The sequence below is a fragment of the Paenibacillus sp. Z3-2 genome, assembly GCF_054161325.1.
The window spans coordinates 2581209-2607241 of the sequence record NZ_CP096397.1 but is presented as its reverse complement, the minus strand read 5'-3'; the positions used below and the strand labels follow the sequence as shown (position 1 = coordinate 2607241).

The window sequence follows — 26033 nt, the reverse complement described above, 5'->3', positions numbered from 1 at the left end:
GTTTACTCCCCGCTACCCAGCAGCTTGAGCAAGTTGGAAGGCAGTGTGAACTGTTGATTGTTAATAATAATACGGCGCAGTTCTTCTTCATCCCGCTCGTTCTCAGCATCCTTGATCTCCTGAATTTCCCGGTGAAGTCGCTCCATCTGCTGATCCAGTGCATTCGCAGAATCTGCCGCACTTTTGAGTTCTCTGGTCAAATGCTCGGGAACATCCTTATTGTATTTATAAAAAATCTTATGCTCCAGACTCGCCCAGAAATCCATCGCGATTGTACGGATCTGGATCTCCACACAAGCTCGCTCCTCACCATTGGACATGTACACAGGCACTTCCACCAGAAGGTGAAGACTTTGGTAGCCGTTTGGCTTCGGATTCTCGATGTAGTCTTTGACCTCCAGTACACGCAGGTCACTCTGGTTGCACAGCATATCCTTAATGCGATAGATATCCGAGATAAAGGAACATGTAATCCGTACTCCGGCGATATCCTTGATATTTTGCTTAATACTTTCAAACGTTAACTCATGATTTTTGCGGAACATCTTGTTCATAATACTCTCAGGTGACTTCAGTCTGGACTTCGTATGCTCAATTGGACTGTAATCATGCAGAGACTGGAATTCTTCCTTCAGTACTTCAATCTTGGTCTCCATTTGATCCAGAGCAAATTTATAGATCATCATAAATCTCGTAATTTCATATTTAAATTTCTTGAATTGATCGATAGGATGTGGAGCGTTCATTATGGTTTTCTTCCTTTCTTTCTGCACACTAAAGTTAGTTTTATAAATAGGAGGGCAGCGGGCAATCCACATGTCTCCTGAACCATTATAAATCATATGGAGCCAATAAACGAATTTCTCACATTCGGGCTGGTGATTCAGCCTGGAAGGTATGGGAATTTATTTTACGCGCATCATATAGAAGCATCCCTATCATTTGGCTCGCCACTACCGATGAAGGAGGTCGATTTCCCTGCTCTATCAAGTGACGTACTCGTCCGACATGCTTCGGGTCAAGGCCTATTTATTCCTGCCACACGGCTGTTCGTTATCTGCTCTCACAGCATACGGAACTTCTCATCCCTTCTCTGGCTCCTCTACCTTACCGGACTTCGTTTCCAATGAAAAGTCTCTACATCTACAACCACTCGCCAGCCACTACCCTGCTGTAAGAATACACGCTACGGGTAACACACTGAAACAGTGGCCGGTACTGATCTATTGTCGCGGCGGACTTGGCAGCTATGGTGGGGTGAATACCGTTTGGCTTGAGCAATTTGTGCAGAAAGGTTATATCGTGTTTGCTCCATCCTATCGTGGCAACGAAGGCGGTGAGGGGCATGACGAATATGGCGGAAGAGATGCAGAAGACGTGCATGCCGCTTACCGATTGGTGCAACGTTTGCCTTTTGCCGACCCGACTCGGATATCGCTGATGGGATTCTCCCGTGGAGCTATTAATGCGGTACATACAGCATCTGCCTATAATGAGGGGCCAGACAAAGTACATAAGTTAGTCCTATGGAGCGGTGTCGCCGATGTGGAACGCACGTATCATGAACGAACCGACCTGAGACGTACATTGAAAAGGGTGCTCGGTGGTTCCCCCCGTACGGTTCCGGAAGCATATCTTGTCCGTTCCCCTTTGTCGAATGCAAACAAACTATCTTGCCCCGTGCTGATCATGCACGGTACATCGGATACGCAGGTGAATTACAGTCATGGCACCCGGATGTACCACTGGCTGAAGCGCCGGGGCGCTAACGTTACGTTTCACGCCTACGGTGGACAGGACCACCATTTTCACCAGAGAATACATGAGTCAGCAGTGAATAATATGTTTGACTGGCTTGCGGCGCCGTAGTCCTAAGCCATGAATTTCATTTTGAAGAATCATGCGATATGGCTGTATACTGGAGGGGTTACGTTTTTTTTGAAAGGACGGATATGATGAATCAAAACACCCTCCAAAAGTACTCGATGCTCTTTCTATGTATGGCTGCGGGGATGGTCGATCTGATTGGATATTTGGGTCTGGGACACGTGCTAACAGCCAATATGACGGGGAATATTGTACTATTGGGTATTGCCATTGCCCGTGCTCAGGAATTTGTCGTGCTGCGTTCGCTCCTAGCTCTCATCGGCTTTATTGCTGGCAATGCCATTGCCGCACACATGATCGGGCATGTGCATACCAAAAATGGCTGGTCTTCTCGGGTTACATCCGTATTCACTGTTGAGAGCATATTGCTCCTGCTGTTCGCGATCGCCATGATTAGTCCATACTCAGAACAACTGTCCTATCTGTTGATTGTCATACTAGCCATTGCAATGGGTATGCAAACGACTGCGGCGCGCCGCATTGGAATTGCTGGTATCTCAACAACCGTACTTACCAATAATCTGGCCGCCGTGGTAGAAGATACCGTAAGCATTCTTAGAAAGCTGCGACATGTCAATATCCGAACACTGGCCAAAGCCCTGTCTACAGACTCCTACCTTCGTGCAGGTGCTGTTGTTATCTATCTGGTCGGGGTCATTGTAGCCGCATTGCTGTTCCACCGTGTGCCCATGATCGCAGTCTGGATTCCTGCGCTGATGATAGGCGGTGTAACCCTATACGCCCGATTACATGCATGGGGAACATCACAACAAAGCGAAGGCTAATAGCCAAAAAAGCAATCTATTCATTTTTAAGTACAATCGCAATTTTTTATTTCATCAAAGACGCCTCTTGGCGGATAAGCTTGACGAGATGCTGTGCAGCAGGCGACAATACTTCCCCGGCTCGTGTACATACGGCAACCGTATTTCTCAGCTGTACACCTCGAACGTACACACGAGCCAGCCTGCCTTGCTGCACATCTTCCTTCACAACCAAAGAAGATATAAAGTTGGCTCCATAACCTGCCTTCACTGCACTGATCGTTTCGTTCAGCCCGTTGAACTGAAGCGCAATGCGGGGGGCGGCCAGGTTATTTGTTGTGCAAAGGGAAACCAGTCGCTCACGCGTGGCACTGCCTTCTTCACGCATAATGAACGGTTCTGCCACCATCTCATGCAGCTCAATTTTTTTGCCTGCATAAGGATGGTCGGGATGGACAACAAACCACATCTCATCCTCAAACAATTCGTCCCATTGGACACCCCCATGTGTGATTCCACTTCCACCATATACTGCAATCTCTGCCTCGTAGCGAAGCAATTGGTCAAAAGCCATCTGGGTGTTCGTTGTGCTCACAACCAGCTCCACATCCTCATGCATTTGCTTGAACCGCGCAATCCAGGCTGGCAGCAGAAAATTCGAAGGTGAGTAGGTTGCCGTAAGACGTATGAGTCCTTTCTTGCCCTCCCGAAAATCCTGCACAAAATTCTCGACATCCTGCTCCAGCATGAACAGACGCTCGGCATAACCTGTTAACTGCATCCCGGCATCCGTGAGCACCAACCTTCTCCCCTCTGAAGCAAAAAGCTGGATTCCCAGTTCACGCTCAAACTTCTTCACCTGGGAAGATACCGCCGGTTGACTAATATTAAGTTCATCTGCGGCACGAGTGACCCCGCCATATCTCACGATGGCATGAAATAATCGTAATCCATGCAGATTCATGCGCTACACCTCTTCCACGTATATATAATCTAAAGTTATATTAACATACATAATATATATTTTATTTATATGTTCATTCCATCTATAGTTGAATTATGAAATCAATACAACATACAAGGAAAGGAACATGTGAAGATGAAAAGTATAAATACAACCGGCCTACAGCATACCTGGACTCAAGTCGACGACTACATGAACGATCTACTAATCCCTTCGGATGCCCTGCTGGAACTTACACTGCAAGCCAATGCCGAAGCCAGATTGCCCGCTCATGACGTAATACCGAATCAAGGGAAGTTACTTCAACTTCTGCTCCAAATCCAAGGAGCAACCCGAGTGCTTGAAATCGGCACATTGGGTGGATACAGTACCATCTGGATGGCAAGAGCCCTGCCTGAACATGGACACATCGTCTCACTGGAATCCGAACCACACCATGCAGACTTGGCACGAGCCAATCTTGCACGTGCAGGACTTCTGCATAAGGTTGACCTTAGAGTTGGTCCTGCACTGACCACCCTTCCCGATGTTCAGGAAGAATACAGGGAGCCGTTTGATATGATCTTTATCGATGCTGACAAACCCAGTAATCCCGATTATCTGAGATGGGCCCTTCGACTGACTTGTCCGGGGAGTCTGATTATTGGTGATAATATCGTCAGGGACGGTGAAGTGATTCGCGCAGACAGTACAGACTCCAGAGTTCAAGGCGTTCGATCATTCCTTCAATTAATAGGTAATCACCCCCGGCTTGAAGCTACAGCCCTGCAAACGGTCGGTAGCAAAGGTTACGATGGATTCGCCATCGCTCGTGTAATGGATGTCCCTGAACCAAAATAAACAGTGGTCAATTCTTCCGCAAATTCCCCTTTCCTGTTAAACTGGAATCACTGCACGGTCAGACTGGGGGGAACCACTTGAGAGTTTTACGACAGATTCATGCTGAAATTCGCGGCTGGTCCCGCAATATTCAACTGTTTTTCCTGGCAAGCATTCTGTATCAGATCGGAAATGGCATGTTCTCTGTCTTGTACAATCTGTATATTCAGGGTCTGGGCTATAATGATACAATGAACGGCCAGATTGTAAGTATTCAATCACTCGCAACAGCCATTATGTTTGTTCCTATTGGTCTATGCGGTGATCTGTTCAGCCGCAAGCGGCTGCTCATTACCGGAGCGTTATTCAGCGGTATCTTTCTGATCGGACGCTCCTTCGATTATTCGGCTACCGGACTGATCTGGTTCGCGGTATTCTCCGGTCTTTTCGCTGGTGTATTCCAGGTACTAGCCATTCCTTATCTGGCGGAAAACGTCAAGAAAAGCCAGCGGCTGAAGATGTTCAGTTATTATTCATCCCTTGTGCTGGCTTCCCAGGTTCTTGGCAGCCTGGGTGGCGGCGTATTTGCAGATTTGTTACATACGGCAGGACTCGCCAAAGTGACCGGATTACAGACGGTTTTATTTGTCGGTGGTGCAGCAACACTTGCTGCGTTTATTCCACTGTTATTTGTCACCGAAGGCAAGGCTGCTCCGCAGACCACAACTCCGGCGCAATCCGTTCTTCAACCCGTTGCGGATCTAAAGGAGAGTTCAACGAATACGCCAAGCACGAATGATTTAATCACGAAGAAAAAGGATTCCCGACTGATTGGTCAGTTTGTAGTAACCCAGTTATTAATCGGATTAGGTTCAGGACTCGTTGTACCGTATCTGAATCTGTATTTCACCAATCGATTCTCGGTTTCTCTAAGCGGCATGAGCTTGCTGATTGCACTCGGCCAGATTATGACGATTGTATCCATGCTGATTGGTCCTACCCTGGCGGCAAAAGTCGGGAGCGTACGAGCTGTTGTTATTTTCCAGGTCATGTCGCTACCCTTCCTTCTATTAACAGGTTTCACCAATCTGTTGTTTATCGCTTCAGTGAGCTTTTTATTCAGGCAAGCATTGATGAATGCAGCCAATCCCATTCACTCCGCCATACTGGTGGATCGAATCTCCGACAAACGCCGCGGGATTGCCAATTCACTGATGCAGACCTCGTTCATGATTGGTTGGGCTACCATGGGACCTGTTCAATCCTATCTGGTCACCACGTACGGAACGTACTGGGGTTACGCGATCACATTCAGCATCACAGGCTGTCTATATGTTATTTCATCGTTGATGTACTATGTCATGTTCAAAGAACCCTAACCTTCCGCTACCGCTCTCGCACAAGAATCATGAGCTGAACAGAAGTAGTCCGTGTGTTCCGTGGACAACGCATTGTATCTCATCATCAGGAGTGATCACACATGAACTTGAATCTTTCATTGAACCTGAATGCATACCTGAATCTCATAACACCTCATTCAACCGGTAGGCTAAACGGATGGAACTGATGCGCAAGCTCGGTTCCCACGTTGTCTTTCGGTTTTTTCTTAGTCTGGTTGTGTCTGTTCTTGGCGGATTGCTGTTCACCGCCATTCATATGCCAATTCCTTGGTTGCTCGGTCCGATGGTATTCATGCTGCTTGGTTCCCAAGTCGCCAAATGGCCGCTCATGTGGCCTTCCTCCATTCGGGACTATGGCATTCTTATTGTTGGCTACTCCATTGGGCTCACCTTAACAGAAGAGGCACTGCAAGGCATCCTGCAACAACTTCCCATGATGCTGCTGATGACCTTGCTGTTAATCGGATTGTGTGTGCTTACGGCCTACATCGCATCGAAAGTGACTGACTTTGACTTTCCCTCTCTGCTGATTGGCAGCATTCCGGGAGGACTATCCCAGATGGTTTCCCTTGCAGAAGAGATGAGATCCATCAATCTGACGCTGGTTACCTTTTTGCAGGTGACTCGGCTGATCATGATTGTCTTCTGTGTTCCGTTCTTACTGTTCAGTCCATGGATTGGAGGTACAGCAGGTACTGGGTCGGATCAGCCGTTCATTGACGTAGCGACATGGGGTGCCCTTTTCCCCGAGATTCTCCTCTATGCTCCGCTCTGTGTAGCGGGTGCGTGGGTTGCACGCAAACTCCGGTTTCCGACGGCTTTTATGTTGGGTCCCATGATTGTTATGTGTATCATTCAATTAAGCACAACGATGGACACGTCCAATCTGCCAACCTCTCTGTTAAACGTATCGCAATTGATGATTGGTAGTCACGTTGGATTGATGCTCAAGCCGGAACAGTTGCAACGTAAAACGCAGACGGTGACCCTAGCGGTGATAAGCAGTGTACTGCTCATTGCAGGTGCGCTTGGTTTGAGTTATCTATTAATGAATGTATTCTCCCTTTCGGCGGCTACCTCCCTACTCAGTATGGCCCCTGGCGGAATGGATCAGATGAGTATCATGGCACACGAAGTCAATGCTGACCTTTCAGTTGTGTCCGGGTATCAATTGTTTCGCATTCTGTTTATTTTCTTCATCGTCTCTTCCATATTGAAGATGATTCTCGTACATATGTTAAAAGAAAAGAAAGCAGAGCCCTCACTTCAATGATCTTATTTCGCCTCTTCCATGACAAAGAGAGTATCCACTTGATATCACATCCTGCAGATACTCTCTTTTACTTGTACAGACCCATTCAATTTTAAGTCAAATGATTACTTATGAATAGATTCGGTTGTACATCCAGCCCACAATACCCACCGTAACTACCATTGCCCCAATAATAAATGCATAATACCCAATCTTGCTCTTGGGCTCCGAAGTCTGATGGTCATAATAGTCCGAGTTACGTCGGTAAAACCCCATCCATAACTCTCCGATCATATTCACAACTACCAATACAAAACGTTTAACAAGCCCCATTGTATTCGCGTCTCCTCTCTCTGATCGACCTTCTTCCATATTAAGTATAATTATCCCAATTAATTAAAACAACCTACTCATATTACCTTTGGTGCAGTTTCTTGCTCCAACCAGGTAAGAATTTCAAAGGCTTCCTCGTCAGTGCTACCACACATCTCTTCCTCTGCTTGCAATCCACTGCATACCGCAGGACGATCTTTTTGGCCAAAAATTCCGCAACGATTATCATCCGTAAGCTGCACGCAGCGTACACCTGCCGGCTTGCCATGAGCCATGCCCGGTATCGGTGATGATATGGAGATCGCGATACAACATGCGGCGCAGCCTGTCCTGCATTCCATATTTGTTTCCTCCTAATTATACTTATAGTACTTATATTACGTGTTCAAAAAGACCGGTTTTCAGTACCGAGAAGATGGGATGAAGCTAGAAATGGAGTAGCGGAGCGTAGGGAAAACTACGTGAGCAACTACAATGTTTCCAAAGGAAACATACCTCGTAAGCCTCCCGCTTATTTCGGCTGAATGCCATATTCGATGCTGATGATGCCATTAGGCATCCTTCGTAATCAAAAGCGGACTTTTTGAATTACCTCTTATATTACAGTCGATTTACCCAGGTCCAGGTTCGAGCCAGCCCCTGCGCGATTCTTCGATTCATGCTTGCATTGGAGAAATAACCTCCATGACTTAACGGATTCCAGCTCAAGGCCAAGCCGCCAGAGTTCACTTCAATGTCTTCTTTCACCGCTTTCTCATAAGCCGGATCAATGGGACGCAGCGGATAACCCAGAATATCGTCCCGATCATAGAAGTTCACCCATTCGCCTTCCAAGCCGGCAAAATATTGATTCACATGGGAAGAGGGCACCTGAATCGGGCAGCTAAAGTCATGATAGCGTAGACTCCACAAGGGCAGTGTCGTACCAAACGAGTAAAAATTGGTCAGGGTGTCCCCCCGCTCCAATGCCGAGTTCACATCCAAAATCTCAGGAATACGACTGGACGGATATTGCAGATCGTAGAAGAAGTTACTTGCGATTACAGCACCCAAACTATGAGCAACCACACAGAGCGGGGCTTCCGGTCCGTTACGCTGTGCAAGGATATGCAGCGCCTGATTCAACGTTCGATGTACGGCATCATAGTTATGGCCTTGATTCTCCACCGGTTGATAAGCAACCGCGTCAGCGAGATAATGGATGACAAATCGGCGCAATGACTGATAGTTCAATCCCGGAGAGCTGACGAGCTGTTGAAAGAGCTTCTCTTCCCGCTCCTCAAATACATCCGCCCAATATACAGGTTCGATATCCAGCATCATTTTGGCGGCTCCAGGCAAGACCATCACCTGATCCAATTCCTTATGCAAACAAGTAATCAGCTTGTCCGCATACCCTTCCTTTCGCATACCCAGCCCATGAATGACCATCACCGCAACACGTGTCATGGCTCTCCTCCTCATCGATTGACTAGTGCGTGTCTCAAAATCTGATTCCTTCAGAGTTTTCTGACATGTCCGAGGATCTCTTTCTCCACCATATGAACGCCACTACTCGAACATGCCTGTAGCATGCTTTGTAGACGATACCTTCTATCCACCATTATTTCAAAAATGTGATTCTTCCATTTTATATACAGTTTACCATGATCGTCATGAAAATAACGATCTTACAACAAAAAAGGAGCTGCGCATCACGCAGCCCCCGTCATGTTGTGATATTCAATTAACCTTTCAGATGAACCTTCAACACACCATTTTGATTGGATGTAACATCACCTGTTGTGACTTCCACCCGTTCAACCATATCTTGGCCATCTGGAATAATAATCGGTGTAATCAACGGATATCCCGCATCTTCAATTACCTTACGATCGAATTCCAACAGCTTTTGTCCAGCTTTTACATGCTCGCCAGCTTCGACATGCATATGAAAACCTTCACCCTTGAGTGATACCGTATTGATCCCCACATGGATCAGTACCTGTAAACCACTCGCATGTTCTAGAATTACCGCATGTTTGCTTTTGATCACATGAGCTACCTGAGCATCAAACGGGGCAACAACCACGTTGCCGGAAGGCTCAATCGCTACACCCTCACCCATTTGTTTTTCTGCAAAAGCCGGATCAGGCACTTGCTCCAGTGATACGGCCCGCCCTGTTAAAGGTGCCATGATTTCCAGTGTATTCACGGCTTCATTCCCTACTTGAGCATCACTACGTGTGCGCTGGTTCGAGTCTGAATTTGTAGTAGAAGTACTTACTACTCCTGAAGCAGATGGTGATGTAACCGCTTTGGACTCCGTACCCGTACCATTGCTTTCACTACGATCTTCTTTTCTCAGTTTGGCTCTGCCAAAAAGGACGGTCAGTACAAATGGTACAACCAGAACAATCGCCATACCGATGAAGAAGACGCCCCACTTGTTAGGGAAAATAGACAGGAAGCCCGGTACGCCACCTACACCAATGGAGGTTGCCTGAACATTGTTCATCGTCAGCAGCACACCACCAATAGCGGAACCAACCATACCGAAGATAAACGGATAACGATAACGGATATTCACGCCGAAGATCGCCGGCTCGGTTACCCCGAGGAAGGCCGACACCGAGGACGTTGCTGCAAGTCCTCTCATTTTCTTCTCACGCAGGACAAGCATCATGGCAAGTGCCGCTGAACCCTGTGCGATATTGGACAATGCCAGCATCGGCCACAGGAATGTACCGCCCTGACTACCAATGAGCTGCACATCTACCGCGAGGAAGGTGTGATGCATACCGGTGATAACCAGCAAAGCATACAAACCACCGTAGATCAGACCACCCAGAGCCGCGTATGAATCATAAACATAGATCAAGCCAGATGTGATCGCATTCGCAATGGCGAATGTCACTGGACCAATGATCGTAAAGGCCAAGAATCCGGTAATCAGCAACGTGACTGGTGCAACGACCAGCAGTTTAATCGAATCATGTACCCTTTTATTGAGGAAAATCTCCATCTTCGCAAGCAGATAGGCCGATACCAGTACCGGCAGAACCTGCCCTTGGTAACCGATCTTCTCAATCTCCCAACCGAACAGATTCCATGTTGGCACTGTGCCTTCATTCACGGCATCAGCATAACCATATGCACTCAGCAGATCGGGATGTACCAGAATGAGACCCAGGACGATCCCGAGCAGCGGACTGCCGCCGAACCTTTTTACAGCTGCCCAACCGATTAGAGCCGGCAGGAACGTAAAGGCTGTACTTGCGATCGTATTAATAATGGAAGCAAGATCCTTCCATGCTGGATAGACATCGACCAGTGATTTTTCGTCAAAGAAAATGCCTGGACCTGTCAGAATATTGTTAATACCCAGCAACAGACCTGCCGTGATGATCGCTGGCAAGATAGGGATGAAAATATCCGAGAGTGTTTTGATGGCTCGCTGGATTGGATTTTGCTTTTTACCAGCTACGGCCTTCACATCATCCTTGGAAGAACGATCTCCCCCGGTAATCTGAATCATCTCATCATAGACCTTATCCACCAGACCAGGCCCGATAACGACCTGGAATTGTCCTTGAGAAGAGAACTGTCCTTTGACCAGGTCATTCTGATCCAGACTTTCGGTATCCACTTTACTCTCATCATACAAGGCAAATCGGAGTCGTGTAACACAGTGCGTTGCAGCCTCAATATTCTCTTTGCCGCCAACTGCTCGGACGATCTCCTCAACCTGTTTTTTATCGATTGCCATAGTGTCACTTCCTATTTATAAAATGTGATTAGTCCTGTTGTGGCACAAGCCACATATAGGATGCATACGGACTGAGGGAAATTTCCTCCGTCAGCGCAGGCGCTGCCTTCGTATTTCCGATGAGCAACTCTGCTGATTTGCCTGCAATGTGATCATTCCAGACCGCTTCCGGAAGCGAGAATGTGACGTCACGTTTACTGAAGTTTGATACGACAATCAGAGTTTCGCTTCCATTGGTCCGTGCGTAAGCAAACACGTCTGGGTGTGCATCGTCCAGGCGTTCATACAGACCGTCGGTCAGTACGTTAACCTGTTTACGAAGGGCAATCAATTTGCGGTAGTGGTAGTAGATCGAATCCGGATCAGCCAACTGCTGTTCTACGTGAATGGAAGGATACCGCTCATCCACCTTCAGCCAAGGTGTTCCCGTAGTGAAGCCTGCATTCTGACTTCCATTCCACTGCATCGGTGTGCGGGAGTTGTCTCGGGAACGCTCTTTTACAATGTTGAAAGCCTCTTCTGCGGATTTGCCTCGTTCTTCCTGAAGCAATCGGTACATGTTCGTGGATTCGATATCGCGGAATTCGCTAACGTCATTCCAGACCGGATTCGGCATGCCGATCTCTTCACCCTGGTAGACATAAGGCGTACCTTGCATTCCGTGTATCGTTGTTGCAAGCATCTTCGCACTCTCGGCACGATAGTCACCATCATCGGCGAATCGGGACAGTGCTCGCGGCTGATCATGGTTGTTAAGGAACAGCGCGTTCCAGCCTCCACCAGTCTGCATACCTGTCTGCCACTCACTGAAGAGCTGCTTCATCGCTTCAAAATCATACGGCATCAGTTCCCATTTCTGACCATTCGGATAATCCACTTTCAGGTGGTGGAAGTTGAACGTCATTGAAAACTCACGGGAAGCAGGGTTCGAATATTGGATACAATGCTCCAGTGTTGTGGAGGACATCTCCCCTACAGTCACCATGTTGTAAGGCCCGAATACTTCATTGTACATCTCTGTGATGTACTCATGCACACGCGGTCCATCCGTGTAGTATTTGCGTCCATCACCCGGTGACACGCTGCCATCATCATCAGGGAAACGCTGATCTTTGGAGATCAGGTTGATCACGTCCATACGGAAACCATCCACACCTTTTTCCGCCCAGAACTTGATCATATCGCAAACAGCTTTTCGTACTTCTTCATTCTCCCAATTCAGATCTGCCTGCGTTTTATCAAATAAAGTCAGGAAATATTGTCCCGTCTGTTCATCGAACTGCCAAGCAGGTCCACCGAACTTCGATTGCCAGTTGTTCGGCACACCGCCATCCGGGGCAGGATCTTTCCAAATATAATAATCCCGATACGGATTATCCTTGGATGAACGGGATTGCTGGAACCATTCATGATCTGTCGAGGAGTGATTCACCACAATATCAATCATCAGTTTCATATCACGAGCCTTCAGACCTTTCAACAGTTCGTCAAAATCCTCCATCGTCCCATAATCCGGATTAATCCGATAATAGTCCGCTACGTCATACCCATTATCATGCTGCGGGGATACATATACCGGCTGCAACCACACAATATCGATACCCAGATGCTGCAAATAATCAAGCTTCTCGGTTAAACCACGAATGTCTCCAGTGCCCGATCCGGTAGTATCATTGAAGCTCTTCGGATATACCTGATACACCGTTGATGTCTTCCACCAAGATGACGGAGTTGTATGATTAGAACTCATGTTAACGCCTCCAATAAATTGTAATCCTTCATTCCATGTTCTCAACTAACTTCATATCTATATTACATAAGTAAACATGTATATACAAGTTGAAACTATATTATGTATATTCTTCGTCTCTTCTACACATACCCCATAAATGTTGTCTCTGTAACAAAAAAATTTGGAGTCTGCGTTCGCAAACTCCTTGATACCGGTATCTGCAATACAAATAAACCGTCTGTTTCCCCAGTGAATTCACTGAAGAAAACAGACAGCTCAGTTTCGGTAACTTGATTGACGAGGGTAACTTGCGATTCCAATTCCCTTCGTTACAGTATTTCGGTTGACACGATTCCTTTACCCTGTTCACGTTTACTCATCAGGGCAACGGCGGCAAAGGCTCCCCTTCTACCACTTCCTTGCTCTTATAAGCCTTCATGACTTCATGAATGGCCTTTTATAATTTTTCCTCTTAGACATTTATTTTGCTCCTTTTTTAAACATTGAAACATGAATAACCCGATCCTTTTCGTACTGTAAATAAGCATGCCCTCATCTTACTTATAAAAATGGGGGGCTATTTACCGTTGTAAGCCAATCTATGAGACAAGCGTACAAATTTGATAGATTTAGGTATTTGCAAGATTCGTAGAGTCATTCTCATGCGTAACATAAAGTATCTTCAGAGAAAGGAGATGAACAACATGGCACTTACTCCGAATCCTCCCGGCACATTGGTTCGCCTTACGATCGGTCCAAGCGTCTTGTCCATCCTGGGATTGAACGTTGCGATCCCGACTGGCGCAACGATACTGGTCACAGTCGGTGATCTAAAAAAACTGACTCACTTGACACAGAACCTATCGGCAGCCTCTATCAGCTCATTGAGATCCAACCACAAGCCTGTGCTCATTAAACGAAACGCCAAAGAGTATCAACTCACTTTTAACCGCCGTCGCAAGTAATATGTTCGGCCTCCTGGAAGGGAGGCCCTCATATGAATGAAAAACGAAGCTTCCATCTATTCCTTGTTCCGCTATTCGATCCTTTGCCGACAATGTCGTGCAAAGCATCGGAGGGCAACGGGCTTAACTACCACCCTGAACCTCATTACCTGACTGAGTATGTCACACCCTCTATTCTAGAAAAGGCAAGTCAGACTTAATGAGACAAGCGTACAAATTTGATAGATTTAGGTATTTGCAAGATTCGTAGAGTCATTCTCGTGCGTAACATAAAGTATCTTCAGAGAAAGGAGATGAACAACATGGCACTTACTCCGAATCCTCCTGGCACATTGATTCGCCTTACGATCGGTCCAAGCGTCTTGTCCATCCTGGGATTGAACGTTGCGATCCCGACTGGCGCAACGATACTGGTCACGGTCGGTGATCTGAAAAAACTGACTCACTTAACACAGAACCTATCGGCAGCCTCTATCAGCTCATTGAGATCCAACCACAAGCCTGTGCTCATTAAACGAAACGCCAAAGAGTATCAACTCACTTTTAACCGCCGTCGCAAGTAATATGTTCGGCCTCCTGGAAGGGAGGCCCTCATATGAATGAAAAACGATAACAAAAGGAGAGTGTCTATGGCGGGATGTCCAAGTCTACACTACGTTAATGTCACGAAAAAAGGGTTTGAACAACTTCGCAAAGAAGGGAGAAAACACGGATTTGCCCTTCCAAATTCGCCATCTGGGAAATTTACTGTGTCCGCAAGTGGCGCGAATCTATCTTTTGCCTACAAGTGGACATCCGATATGAAGTTAGAGCTTCAATGCACCAAGAAGCCTCCATCTATTCCTTGTTCCGCTATTCGATCCTTTGCCGACAATGTCGTGCAAAGCATCGGAGGGCAACGGGCTTAACCACCACCCTGAACCTCATTACCTGATTGAATATGTCATTGTCATATTCTCCCCTCTATTCTATAAAATGAAAGCCAGACTTAAGCGACTTTAAGTCTGGCTTTCATTTTTTGCTTTCTGGGTCGAACAGAGTAGAAAGGATGAGTTATCCTCAATCAGCTCCCTTGCAGATTAGCATGAAGGTTTCCGTTACAAAAACGATGAAGAAGTTGGTTGAAAGTTGCGTGGGGCCTGCGATCTTATCGGAACGTAGCTGACGCAGTGAAGTGCAGGACGGGGAATTCTTAGGTTTGGCACTGCCCGCTTCGACACACAGTGCCAACGTTATTCGTGTACCAGAAGGATAAGTTGATTACGCATCACCTTTGCCGATTGCGCATAAACCGATGATCACGCCGTAAAGCCGCCAGCAAAATCATTTTGATCAGTTTTGACGAAGCCGGTTCCAATGGCTGCAGCAGGCGCCAAGGTAGGGCCACAGGATGCCTACGCCAATCCCGATGATTACCGCTACGATAATTTGAAAAAATAATGATTTTACAAATGACATGAACGCTCCCCCTGTTTGCGATCAATTCGGATTTTCGGTTGGTTTCCGTGTAACTTTTTATATCATTCTGTAACGGAGATCAACAATGGCATTTCAATGTTTTTGTCATTTCTACCAACACTACCTGTGAAAATTCAACCTGAAACCGGAAAAAGACGAATATCGCGTCAGTTATCTTGACGTGTTATTCGTCTTTATCCATTAATCCATTTATTATTGAACTGGGTTAAATGTACATCACAGGCTAATCGATTCTCCCGGGGCCAGCACGCGGCCTTCCAAACCTTTTGCAGCCAGCTGCTGCACGAAGTGTTCTGCATCCTGACGAATGACCGGGAATGTATCATAATGAACCGGAATCGTCAGCTTGGCATTAAACCATTCGGCCGCTTGCAGCGCATCCTCAGGTCCCATGGTGAAATGTCCACCAATCGGCAGGAAGGCAACATCGATATCATGACGATCACCGATCATTTTCATGTCCCCGAAGAGACTGGTGTCTCCGGCATGCAAAATCGTTTTCCCACCAATGGTAATGATATATCCAGCAGGCAAACCTGCATACATGATCCGTTGTTCTTCTTCCAGCACAATCCCGGAAGTGTGAAATGCCTGAATCATTTTGGCTTGAGCAAAGCCAAGATCTACCGTGCCGCCCATATTCATACCGAGCGTGTCCAGTCCTTTCCAAGACATATATGTAGCGAGCTCCACAATAGCCACAACCTTGGCGTTATTCGCTTTGGCAATCGGTTCAGCATCGAGAATGTGATCCATATGTGCATGCGTTAGCAACACTACATCGGTCTTGATATCTTCAGGCTTCGTGACAGCAAGTTCGTTGCCTCGCAGGAAAGGATCAATGATCAGAGACTTTTCTTCTGTGCCCAGCTGCACACTGGAGTGACCATGGAACGTAATATTCAACAACTTGGGTTCCTCCTTACCTATACTTTAATTATTTGAGATCATCCTATTTATTATAAATCATAGCTCTTCACCAACGCAAAATTACGCTTTCCTCCGTCTTACCGCTGCTTACGATACACCCTAGCTTCATAAGGCTGAAGCTGAATGGCACCTTCATCCGTAGAATAACGTCTGCTTACATTGCTGATCATCAGCTTGGCATGCTCGGAAGTCCAGCCTTCTGGCCAATGCATCTCAGGCTCATCCCTACGGAAATTCAGAATGACCAGCATCTGCTCATCTTCCAGCGTTCGGGTATAGGCATATATCTCCGGATCATCCGGTAGTAGCAGTTCATACGCGCCATAGATAAGCACTTTATGCTGTTTGCGAAGGGCGATTAGCTTACGATAATAATGCAAAATGGATTGCGGATCACTTTCGGCATCGGCTACATTAATCTCAGGATAACTTTCATTCACCTGAATCCAAGGCTGACCTTGGGTAAACCCAGCGTGTTCCGTATCATCCCATTGCATCGGCGTGCGGGCGTTATCGCGACTCTTCAGCCAGATCGCCTGCATGACTTCATGTTTCGACTTACCTTGACCAATGTAATGATTATAATAATTTTTCGTCTCAATATCCCGGTATTGCTCGATATCCGGGAAAGCGACATTGGTCATGCCGATCTCTTCCCCTTGATAGATATAAGGTGTTCCTTCAAGTGTAAGCATCCAGGTTGCCAACATCTGAGCAGAACGCACCCGATACTTACCGTCATCTCCAAACCGGGAAACCGGGCGTGGCTGATCATGGTTGCCCATGTAATTGGCGTTCCAGCCTCTACCATGCAAAACCGTTTGCCACCGGCTCATGATTTCTTTAAGTTCGGTCAGTTTCCATTCCTTATAGTTCCATTTACCAATTCCTGAAGATTTGGCATCAATGAACATATGCTCAAACTGGAATACCATATTAAGCTCGTCACGATCCGTCCCGACATAAGCAAGCGCCTGCTCAGGCCCAAGTCCGGAAGTCTCGCCAACCGTCATGGGTCCGTAAGGTTTCAATATCATATTATTCAGTTTCTTCAGGATCGAGTGCACTTGTTCCAGGTTGGAAAAGAGCTGATACGCTGGAACCACCGGCAAATTATCCGGATTATGGGCACTTGGCAGACCTTCTGCCTTGGCGATATGCGCTACTGCATCGAAACGAAAGCCGTCTACCCCTTTTTCCAGCCACCAATGCACCATCTCATACATCTCTTCTGCCATCTGTGCATTATTCCAGTTGAGATCAGGTTGTTGTTCCGAATACAGATGCAAATAATATTCATTCGTCTCGGGATCATGCTTCCATACCGAACCTCCAAAATAGGACTCCCAATTATTCGGCACCTGCCCATTTTTGCCTGAACGCCAAATATAATAATCCCGCTTCGGATTCATCTTCGATGAACGAGACTCAGCAAACCAAACATGTTCATCCGACGTATGATTCAGCACCAGGTCCATCATGATCTTGAGACCACGCTTATGTGCCTCTGCCAATAACCGATCAAAATCCTCCATCGTGCCGTATTTGCGCAGAATGGCGTAATAGTCCCGGATATCATATCCGTTATCATGTCCTGGTGAATCGTAGATGGGACAGAGCCAGATCACATCCACGCCCAAATTCTCCAAATAATCGAGCTTCTCATAGATACCCTGCAAATCACCCTGACCATCCCCGTCCGAATCCTTGAAGCTGCTCGGGTAGATCTGGTATACGACACTCTCTTTCCACCAAACGATATCGTCCACCTCGCTCATCTTTGTCCACTCTATAAATTGAACGAAAGAATATTTACACTGGACACTCCGATGACAGAACAACCTTCCGATCGCTGTTATCCCCAGTTTATGAATTCCCCTTAAAAGGGGAAAATCCGGGGATAGCATATGCTTCCGATGCAGCTTTCTTTCAGAAAGCTTTTAGGCGAACGCTCTCGCTTCTTCAGGTTATTTCTGTCCTCTCCGTTTCGTGTAAAATGTTTAGTTCAATTTATATATATAATCTCTGCTCACGATATAAATAAGCCGTTAATATGTTTTATCCGAAAAGATTCCCTTGTAAACATTTAAAAGATATCTCAGGTAAAAAAAGACCCGGTCATGGACCGCGATCTGCGGTTCAATTCCGAGTCCTTCTTAGTGAACATAAGATTAACTTAAATCCGGCGTAACCTATCCAAGCACCGATCGTGTTCAGAATAATGTCATCCACATCAAACGAACCTACACGTGTAATCAATTGTGTGACCTCAACACCCAGCAGAAGCAAAACAACTGTTGCTGTAAAGGTCAGGAACGAACGGCACCTCCAAAACAACCATGGAATCCAGATGCCCAGCGGAATGAACAAGACGATATTGCCAAACAGATTCTTGACCCAGGTATCTGTATTGTACCTCTCCGTCTCCATAAGAAGTGGCCGAATCGTCTCGAAGGGAACGAGATTATATTGATAATACATGCCAGGCGTTCGTCCACTGACAAACAGTAAAATGCCCATAATCAGTATGTAAAGCAATGCCGTGCAAGCAACAATGGTGAGCATCCATTTGGAGTGAAGCCATGACTTTTCGCTCATTCATTCGTCCCCCGACCTTGAATTCCGCGAAGCGGTAAGGTCTATTTTAACGGGATATAGATCTTCATGTCCAGTTGTTCAGGCGTCGATTTCCAGACATCCGTCACTTCAAAGTCCGGCCCTTCCCTCGGCTCATAGTTGGACTGTATGCCAAAATCCCCTTGTTCTACAAGGAGATGCTCTCTACGCTTATTGATTAACCAGCAGAGATGGCTCTTGTGAACAAGGGGACCTGTTTGTCTAACACTCTATTCTTAACCCTTCCAGTTCCCGGACACCGGATGAATTCCCCAGATATCCGTAGCATACTCACTAATCGTACGATCACTGGAGAATATGCCGGAATGCGCCGTGTTCAATATCGCTTTCCAAGTCCAGCCCGGAATATCCCGATAAGCCTTGTCAATGGCAGCATGCGCGTCTGCATAAGCAGCAAAATCACGCAATACAAAGTATTCGTCACCATGAGCCAGCAGCGAGTCATAAATATCCCAGAACTCCCCGTCTCGATAACAGAATGCACCTGGATGCACCAATTGCTCCACGACCTCGCGAATCCGTTCATCGTGCTGCACAATTTCATTCGGACGGTAGCTGCCGGAACGATAATACTCAAGCACTTCGTCTGCACGCAGACCATAGATGAACATATTCTCTTCTCCAACCTGCTCTGCCATCTCCACGTTGGCTCCATCCATCGTGCCAATTGTTAAGGCTCCGTTCATCATAAACTTCATGTTGCCCGTACCTGAAGCTTCCTTGCCTGCGGTTGAGATCTGTTCACTAACATCCGCAGCCGGAATGATTTTCTCTGCAAGTGAGACGGAGTAGTTCTCAAGGAAAAATACCTTCAAGCGGTCATTCACGGCCGCATCCCGATTCACCGTGTCAGCCACGGTGTTAATCAGCTTGATGATTTTCTTGGCAAAATAGTAACTCGGCGCTGCCTTCGCGCCAAATATAAACGTACGTGGCACCATATCAAACGAAGTATCATGCTTAAGCCGGTTATACAAATGCATGACATGCAGAATGTTCAACAGTTGCCGTTTGTACCCATGCAGCCTCTTCACCTGTACATCAAAGATGGAGTCCGGGTTCACTGCGGTTCCGGTATGATCCAGAATATACGCAGCAAGACGCTCTTTGTTATCCCGCTTAATCGAACGGAACTGCTCCTGGAATGATGTATTATCCGCAAAACCTGCCAGTTGGTCCAGCTTGCCCGGCTCTGTTATCCATTCATTGCCGATTGTATCCGTAATCAGATCCGACAGTTTCGGATTGGCATGCATCAGCCAGCGGCGATGAGTAATGCCGTTCGTTTTATTATTGAAACGCTCTGGATACAGTTCATAGAACGGAGCCATCTCGCGCTCCTTCAAAATCTCGGTATGCAATGCAGCGACGCCATTCACGCTATGACTTCCTACAATCGCCAGATGGGCCATCCGCACCTGATCGTTCGCAATAATCGCCAGATGTTGAATGCGATCCTGATCTCCCGGATACATATCCAGCAGCATGCCACAGAAACGTTTGTTGATCTCTTCAATAATCATATAGATCCGTGGGAGCAGCTTGCTAATCATCGCTACTGGCCATTTTTCAAGCGCCTCGCTAAGCGTCGTATGATTGGTATACGATACGGTTCTGGTCGTGATATCCCATGCTTCATCCCAGCCGTAACCCTTCCCATCAATCAGGATGCGCATCAGTTCGGGAATAACCAAGGTCGGATGCGTATCGTTGATGTGGAAAGCCACTTTATCCGGCAAACGATCATACGGCAGCTCCAGCTTGTTAAACGTACGCAACGCACTTTGCACGCCTGCCGAACACATGAAGTATTGCTGCTTCAATCGCAGCAGCTTTCCTTCGTACTGGGAATCATCCGGATACAGGAATTCCGAGATCGATTCGACCGAACGGCTGTAATCCAGATAGCCGTAATAGTTCGAAGGGGTGTCGAGTGAAGTCTCGCGCTTCGGCTCGGCACTCCATAGCCGCAATGTATTTACATGAGTCTGACCATAACCGATGACAGGCACGTCATAGGGAATGGCTACAACCGATTCGGCATCTTTTGTAACAAACTGATAATGTCCATCCTGTTCGTGAGCTTCTACACGACCCCAGAACTGCACTTCCACCTTTTTGTCCGGACGACGTACTTCCCATTCGTTGCCTTTATCCAGCCAGTTGTCAGGTAACTCCACCTGATTGCCATTGATGATTTTTTGTTCAAACAACCCATATTTGTACCGTATACCGCAGCCATGTCCTGCATATCCGAGTGATGCGAGTGAATCCAGGAAACAGGCAGCGAGTCGTCCCAGACCTCCGTTACCCAGTCCTGCATCCGCCTCCTGTTCTTCCACCTCTTCCAATGAGAAGCCCAGCTCAGCCAAACTGTCACGGACCAATTCCAATTCATTCACATTCAGCAGATTGTTGCCGAGCAGACGTCCAATCAGGAATTCCAGCGAGAAGTAATAGACCTGTTTATCCTGGCGCTGCTTAAACCCCTGATTCGACGCTGCCCAATCCTGACCTGCATATTCACGAATCATGCTTCCCAGTACGTGGTACACGTCTTCCTCTGTTGCTTCTTCAATCGGTTTGCCCAATTTGCTGACCAGATTCCGTGTAAAGATACTCTTGAACGTTTCTTTATTGTCAAACAAAAGTAGGTTCCTCCCGGGGAAATCCTGCAGGACGGTGGCGGTTCATACACTCAATATTTTGGTTTGAGCATGCGCCCGTTACGGTTACGAATCGTTCTTTTGATCGCTGTTATCCCTGTATTTTCTTGAATTTATTATTTAGATGTGGAAATACAGGGATAAAGGCGACCGCTACGCTTCTTCAGAATCGATTTCGTCCCCTTCACTTACTGCTACGCTCTTTACCAAACAACTTTCGTCTACGAACCTTAAATCCATCCTACAGGATTTTTATTTTATATATTTTTATAGAAGATATCGGTTACGTGTGGGCTTTAGATAATAGTGCTTTTCGCCAAAATGTATGGATTCGACGGGTCACCGATCAGTGTCTGCCCTCCGGTCAGCTTCACGTCTTTATCGAGAATGACGTTCTCAAGTACGGTCCCTTCACCAATGTAGCATTTCTGCATGATGATCGAACCCTTAATTTTGGCACCTTTAGCCACCTGTACACCACGGAACAGAATACTGTCTTCCACCTCTCCACCTACAATGCAGCCATTCGCAAGCAGTGAATGTTTAACATCGGCGGTATCCAGGTATTTGGCTGGGGCTTCATATTTAATTTTCGTCTGGATCGGATCTTCCTTGAACAGTTGTTCATACTGCCCTGTGTTCAACAGATCCATACTGTTCCGATAATAACTGTCAATGGAATTGATGACCGCGTGATAGCCATCATATGCATACGCAGCGATATTCAATCCATCTGGATTTTTTTGGATAACGTCTCGGAAGAAATGGCTCTCGCCGTGATCGATGCATCGCTGCACCTGGCGCAGGAACAATTCCTTTTCCATGATGAAAATTTCTGTATATATATTCGGGTGGTTAGCGCTTTGGTGAATGTCCACCACGTTACCGTCCCCGTCATGGTCAACCTTGACACAGGCGTCATGCTCAGGCAGCAGCTGATCCACTTTTTTGCAGACCAGTGTAACGTCCGCTCCTTTGTTGATGTGATATCTGTAGACATCCTGGAGGTCTGCTTTGGTCACATGGCGACTGCCCGCATGCACAACATATTGCCCTGCACCTCTGTGGAAGAAGTCCAGATTGTTATGAAAATGCTGCAAGTCCCCCTGTGATGTATCTGTTGGATCGTTCCAGTCCGGTGGCAGAATAAACATGCCTCCATGCTTGCGATCCAAATCCCACGGCTTGCCGTCACCGAGATGGTCCATCAGCGAGCGATACTTACGACGGACAAACACCCCTATACTCTCAATTCCGGCATTCATCATATTAGATAGAACAAAATCGATCAGACGGTAACGCCCGGCATAAGGTACCGCGGCTCCGCAGCGAAAGTACGTCAATTCCTTCAATTCCTCAAGTTCATGGTCAAGGTTAATAACTCCGATCAATGATTTCATCGCATGCACCGTCCTTTTGGCTTCAATTAGGCCTTGCTGGTTATTCCTTGTCGAAGCTGACGCTCCAGTTCTTCCTGATCGACGAGTAATATATCACTCTCATCTCCCGGTGCAGGCGAAATCTGTGTTCCATCCGGAATAACCAATCCTTCTGCAATGATTGCTCGGTGAATACGCACATTTTGCCCGATCTTCACCCTTGGCATGATGACAGAATCTATAACGGCGCTGTTCTCCCCAACCTCAATTCCATAGAACAGAACAGAATGATTGACCTCTCCATGCACCACACTGCCTTCACTAATAATACAATTCCGCACCTTGGCCGAAGGCGAGATGTATTGTGCAGGTTGGTTCGGATTACGTGTAAAGATACGCCAGTCCGGATCATTCAGATTAAACGGGGTGTCTTCGTCCAACAGATCCATATTGGATTCCCATAGACTGCGAATGGTACCTACGTCTTTCCAATACCCTTCGAACGGATACGCGTATAAGGATTTTTCATTTTCAAGCAACAACGGAATGATATCTTTACCAAAATCATAAGAGGTGGATGCCTGTTGTTCATCCTGAATCAGGAAACGTTTCAGTACATCCCACTTGAAGAGATAGATACCCATGGAAGCAAGTGTGCTCTTGGGCTCAGGAGGTTTTTCTTCGAATTCATAAATGCTATAGTCATCGTTGGTGTTCAGCACCCCGAACCGGCTGGCTTCTTCCAATGAGACATCAATGACGGATATCGTGCAGTCCGCGTCTTTTTCTTTATGGTACTGAAGCATCTTTTCGTAATCCATTTTATAGATATGATCCCCTGACAGAATGAGCACATGCTCGGGATCGAATTGTTCAATAAAATTCAGGTTGCGGAAGATCGCATCCGCTGTGCCCCGGTACCAGTTGCTTCCATCTTCACGTTCATGAGGAGGAAGTACGTATACCCCGCCGTTTTTACGGTCCAGATCCCAGTCACTGCCAATGCCTATGTAAGAATGCAGGACAAGTGGTTCATACTGGGTCAACACACCCACCGTATCAATACCCGAATTGGAGCAGTTACTCAGTGGAAAGTCAATGATTCGGTATGTTCCTCCAAAATATACAGCTGGCTTCGCCAGTGATTTGGTCAATCCTTTTAACCTCTTCCCTTGCCCTCCGGCAAGTAGCATTGCTACAACTTCTTTTTTCGCCATCATTACAGCCTCCTCCACGTGCATTCGTTCTGATTCATTTCAGAGCCCATAATCGATATTCTATTGTGTGGACACTGTTGTCATGATTAGGAGCATGCTGTACAGATGTGTACCCGGTATTATTCTTATTGCAGTTGAACTTTTGGATTGTGAAGCCTGAAATAGAGATGATGCTGTGTAGAATTGCCTTGACTGTCTTACTGAGGTGAAAGTTGGATGCAGTACTTAAGGTGTAGCTCGTGAACAATGTAATAGACATCTCCTATTTACATTAAACACGAAACGGACTGGGGAATCTTGCTGGAAAACTTCGACATCAAATTAAGGTTCAGATTACCCTTACTTGTGTCGCTGCTATTCATAATGTATTCGATAAAAGGGAATGAAACTCCTTTAGTTTTTGTGTAATCACCAAGTGGAAAAATAAGTAAAAAAGGATCCATACATGACAAAAAAGCCGACTTTCGATTCCGGCTCATTTTGTCTGTCTATTTTATGGACCCTGCTTGGCCATCGACTCTAGCTTTAGCAGGATCATATTGTACTTTGGTGTGTCCGTTCTGAAATGGTCTATATTATTTTACGGAATAACTCCATCACTTCATCCTTCGATGGTTGATAGGGGTTGCCTGGTGCACAGGCATCTTTCATCGCGTTATCGGCAAGCAGTTCCACATCAGGATCTTTCACGCCCAGTTCGGACAGTTTCTCGGGGATACCTACTTCCTTCGATAGCTGACGTATAGCCTCAATAACATAATCCGAGCACTCCTCATCACTTCTACCCTTCACATCCATACCAATTGCTTTGGCAATATGACGGAATTTGCCGGGTACATGCTTGGCATTCAGCTCCTCCACATAGGGGAGCAACATGGCATTGCACACACCATGCGGCAGATCATACACGCCACCCAATTGATGCGCCATTGCATGGACATAACCAAGGCCCGCATTATTAAACGCAATCCCGCCAAGGAAACACGCGTACGTCATATGTTCCCGCGCTTCCAGATCGCTGCCGTCTCTCACGGCTCTTGGCAAATATTCAAAGATCAATTCAACAGCTGCTGCAGCTGTCGCACTTGTCACTGTAAATCCGCCCGGCGTAACCATCGCTTCCACGGCATGGGTCAACGCATCCATTCCAGTGGCCGCTGTAAGACTTGCAGGTTTGCTGAGCATCAGCTCCGGATCATTAACCGACAGGGAGACCAGACTGTTGCGGTCCACCATCACCATCTTCACTTTGCGTTCCTCATCTGTAATCACGTAGTTAATTGTCACCTCGCTCGATGTGCCAGCCGTTGTGTTAAAAGCCACAAGTGGCACGGATTTATGTTTCGATTGATGCAATCCTTCATATTCACGGATATGTCCACCGTTCGTAGCTACAATGCCAATGCCTTTGGCAGCATCCTGCGGTGAACCTCCGCCTATCGATATAATGGCGTCACAGCCATGATCCTGGAATACTTGAAGTCCGTCATGTACATTCTGACACGTTGGATTGGGCTGAACCTCATCATATACTACATAGTCTAACCCTGATTTTCTTAATATAGACAGTACCTTTTCAGCAACACCTGAAGTAATCAATGGACGATCACTTACGACCAGCGCTTTGCGAATACCCATCTGTTCAATCATCTGACCTGCTTCTTGTAAACATCCTCTACCCATCAAGTTCACGGGCGGAACATAATATGCATGTGTTGCCATTTGAACCAGCCTCCTGTAACCCCTGATTTACTATCTACATTGTAACTGAATCCGTTTTCAAGTATAGTGAAATAAATCACAATGAGTCTAATAAATGTTACACTGAAGCTGATTTTTACCTGTAACGAAAAAGACGACT

22 protein-coding genes and 1 pseudogene are annotated in these 26033 nt (G+C 46.6%); 8 read left to right on the top strand and 15 right to left on the bottom strand.

The genetic code is table 11. From position 1 onward, the window contains the following. Positions 1-2: 2 nt before the first annotated feature. Entirely contained in the window at positions 3-746 is a 744-nt protein-coding gene (locus M1D71_RS11845; RefSeq protein WP_062834047.1) for a GTP pyrophosphokinase, read from the bottom strand. Between the two features lie 262 nt (positions 747-1008). On the opposite strand from M1D71_RS11845, the gene M1D71_RS11840 reads away from it, so the two are divergent. Continuing rightward, positions 1009-1869, top strand: a complete 861-nt coding sequence (locus tag M1D71_RS11840) for an alpha/beta hydrolase family protein (RefSeq protein WP_458126591.1) — start codon at positions 1009-1011, stop codon at positions 1867-1869. Positions 1870-1955: 86 nt separating this feature from the next. Then, positions 1956-2672 carry a YoaK family protein gene (locus tag M1D71_RS11835; protein ID WP_458126590.1) on the top strand — a complete coding sequence of 239 codons (717 nt, stop codon included), beginning with the start codon at positions 1956-1958 and terminating at the stop codon, positions 2670-2672. A 46-nt stretch (positions 2673-2718) separates the two neighbouring features. On the opposite strand, the gene M1D71_RS11830 is transcribed toward M1D71_RS11835, so the two are convergent. Next, positions 2719-3615, bottom strand: a complete 897-nt coding sequence (locus M1D71_RS11830) for a LysR family transcriptional regulator (RefSeq protein WP_458126589.1) — start codon at positions 3613-3615, stop codon at positions 2719-2721. A gap of 135 nt (positions 3616-3750) precedes the next feature. On the opposite strand from M1D71_RS11830, the gene M1D71_RS11825 reads away from it, so the two are divergent. The 3 genes from M1D71_RS11825 (at position 3751) to M1D71_RS11815 (ending at position 7107) form a co-directional block, all read left to right on the top strand. Further along, positions 3751-4455, top strand: coding sequence for an O-methyltransferase (locus M1D71_RS11825; protein WP_458126588.1), 705 nt, complete (start codon positions 3751-3753; stop codon positions 4453-4455). A gap of 77 nt (positions 4456-4532) precedes the next feature. Beyond that, complete coding sequence (locus M1D71_RS11820; RefSeq protein WP_458126587.1) at positions 4533-5813, top strand: MFS transporter; 1281 nt, start codon at positions 4533-4535, stop codon at positions 5811-5813. Between the two features lie 178 nt (positions 5814-5991). Next, positions 5992-7107, top strand: a complete 1116-nt coding sequence (locus M1D71_RS11815) for an AbrB family transcriptional regulator (RefSeq protein WP_458126586.1) — start codon at positions 5992-5994, stop codon at positions 7105-7107. A gap of 108 nt (positions 7108-7215) precedes the next feature. Here M1D71_RS11815 and M1D71_RS11810 read toward each other — a convergent pair whose 3' ends face one another. The 5 genes from M1D71_RS11810 to treC all read right to left on the bottom strand — a co-directional run bounded on the left by M1D71_RS11810 (position 7216) and on the right by treC (position 12917). Further along, complete coding sequence (locus M1D71_RS11810) at positions 7216-7419, bottom strand: hypothetical protein (RefSeq protein ID WP_458126585.1); 204 nt, start codon at positions 7417-7419, stop codon at positions 7216-7218. 77 nt (positions 7420-7496) lie between these two features. Further along, positions 7497-7760, bottom strand: a complete 264-nt coding sequence (locus tag M1D71_RS11805; protein ID WP_458126584.1) for a YkgJ family cysteine cluster protein — start codon at positions 7758-7760, stop codon at positions 7497-7499. A gap of 259 nt (positions 7761-8019) precedes the next feature. After that, a complete protein-coding gene (locus tag M1D71_RS11800; protein ID WP_458126583.1) occupies positions 8020-8868 on the bottom strand; it encodes a chemotaxis protein in 849 nt (282 codons plus the stop codon). A gap of 277 nt (positions 8869-9145) precedes the next feature. Further along, positions 9146-11167, bottom strand: coding sequence for a PTS system trehalose-specific EIIBC component (treP, locus tag M1D71_RS11795; protein WP_458126582.1), 2022 nt, complete (start codon positions 11165-11167; stop codon positions 9146-9148). 28 nt (positions 11168-11195) lie between these two features. Continuing rightward, a complete protein-coding gene (gene treC / locus M1D71_RS11790; RefSeq protein WP_458126581.1) occupies positions 11196-12917 on the bottom strand; it encodes an alpha,alpha-phosphotrehalase in 1722 nt (573 codons plus the stop codon). Positions 12918-13603: 686 nt separating this feature from the next. Here treC and M1D71_RS11785 point away from each other — a divergent pair. The 3 genes from M1D71_RS11785 to M1D71_RS11775 all read left to right on the top strand — a co-directional run bounded on the left by M1D71_RS11785 (position 13604) and on the right by M1D71_RS11775 (position 14772). Then, positions 13604-13864 (top strand): hypothetical protein, encoded by a 261-nt coding sequence (locus M1D71_RS11785; RefSeq protein WP_458126580.1) that lies wholly within the window; start codon positions 13604-13606, stop codon positions 13862-13864. 302 nt (positions 13865-14166) lie between these two features. Then, positions 14167-14427, top strand: coding sequence for a hypothetical protein (locus tag M1D71_RS11780; RefSeq protein WP_458126579.1), 261 nt, complete (start codon positions 14167-14169; stop codon positions 14425-14427). 36 nt (positions 14428-14463) lie between these two features. Next, entirely contained in the window at positions 14464-14772 is a 309-nt protein-coding gene (locus tag M1D71_RS11775; RefSeq protein WP_458126578.1) for a hypothetical protein, read from the top strand. A gap of 787 nt (positions 14773-15559) precedes the next feature. On the opposite strand, the gene M1D71_RS11770 is transcribed toward M1D71_RS11775, so the two are convergent. The 8 genes and pseudogenes from M1D71_RS11770 to M1D71_RS11735 form a co-directional block, all read right to left on the bottom strand. Next, positions 15560-16252, bottom strand: coding sequence for a metal-dependent hydrolase (locus M1D71_RS11770; protein ID WP_458126577.1), 693 nt, complete (start codon positions 16250-16252; stop codon positions 15560-15562). Positions 16253-16350: 98 nt separating this feature from the next. Continuing rightward, positions 16351-18051: a glycoside hydrolase family 13 protein gene (locus tag M1D71_RS11765; protein WP_458126576.1), complete on the bottom strand. Its 1701-nt coding sequence runs from the start codon at positions 18049-18051 to the stop codon at positions 16351-16353. A 361-nt stretch (positions 18052-18412) separates the two neighbouring features. After that, entirely contained in the window at positions 18413-18871 is a 459-nt protein-coding gene (locus M1D71_RS11760; protein WP_458126575.1) for a VanZ family protein, read from the bottom strand. A 41-nt stretch (positions 18872-18912) separates the two neighbouring features. Further along, positions 18913-19014 (bottom strand): annotated as a pseudogene (locus M1D71_RS11755) (AraC family transcriptional regulator); the annotation flags it as partial. A gap of 111 nt (positions 19015-19125) precedes the next feature. Continuing rightward, positions 19126-21558, bottom strand: a complete 2433-nt coding sequence (locus tag M1D71_RS11750) for a glycogen/starch/alpha-glucan phosphorylase (protein WP_458126574.1) — start codon at positions 21556-21558, stop codon at positions 19126-19128. A 314-nt stretch (positions 21559-21872) separates the two neighbouring features. Next, positions 21873-22976: a glucose-1-phosphate adenylyltransferase subunit GlgD gene (gene glgD, locus M1D71_RS11745; protein ID WP_458126573.1), complete on the bottom strand. Its 1104-nt coding sequence runs from the start codon at positions 22974-22976 to the stop codon at positions 21873-21875. Between the two features lie 26 nt (positions 22977-23002). After that, entirely contained in the window at positions 23003-24172 is a 1170-nt protein-coding gene (locus M1D71_RS11740; protein ID WP_076217121.1) for a glucose-1-phosphate adenylyltransferase, read from the bottom strand. A gap of 570 nt (positions 24173-24742) precedes the next feature. Further along, complete coding sequence (locus tag M1D71_RS11735) at positions 24743-25894, bottom strand: iron-containing alcohol dehydrogenase (protein WP_458126572.1); 1152 nt, start codon at positions 25892-25894, stop codon at positions 24743-24745. Positions 25895-26033 lie beyond the last annotated feature (139 nt).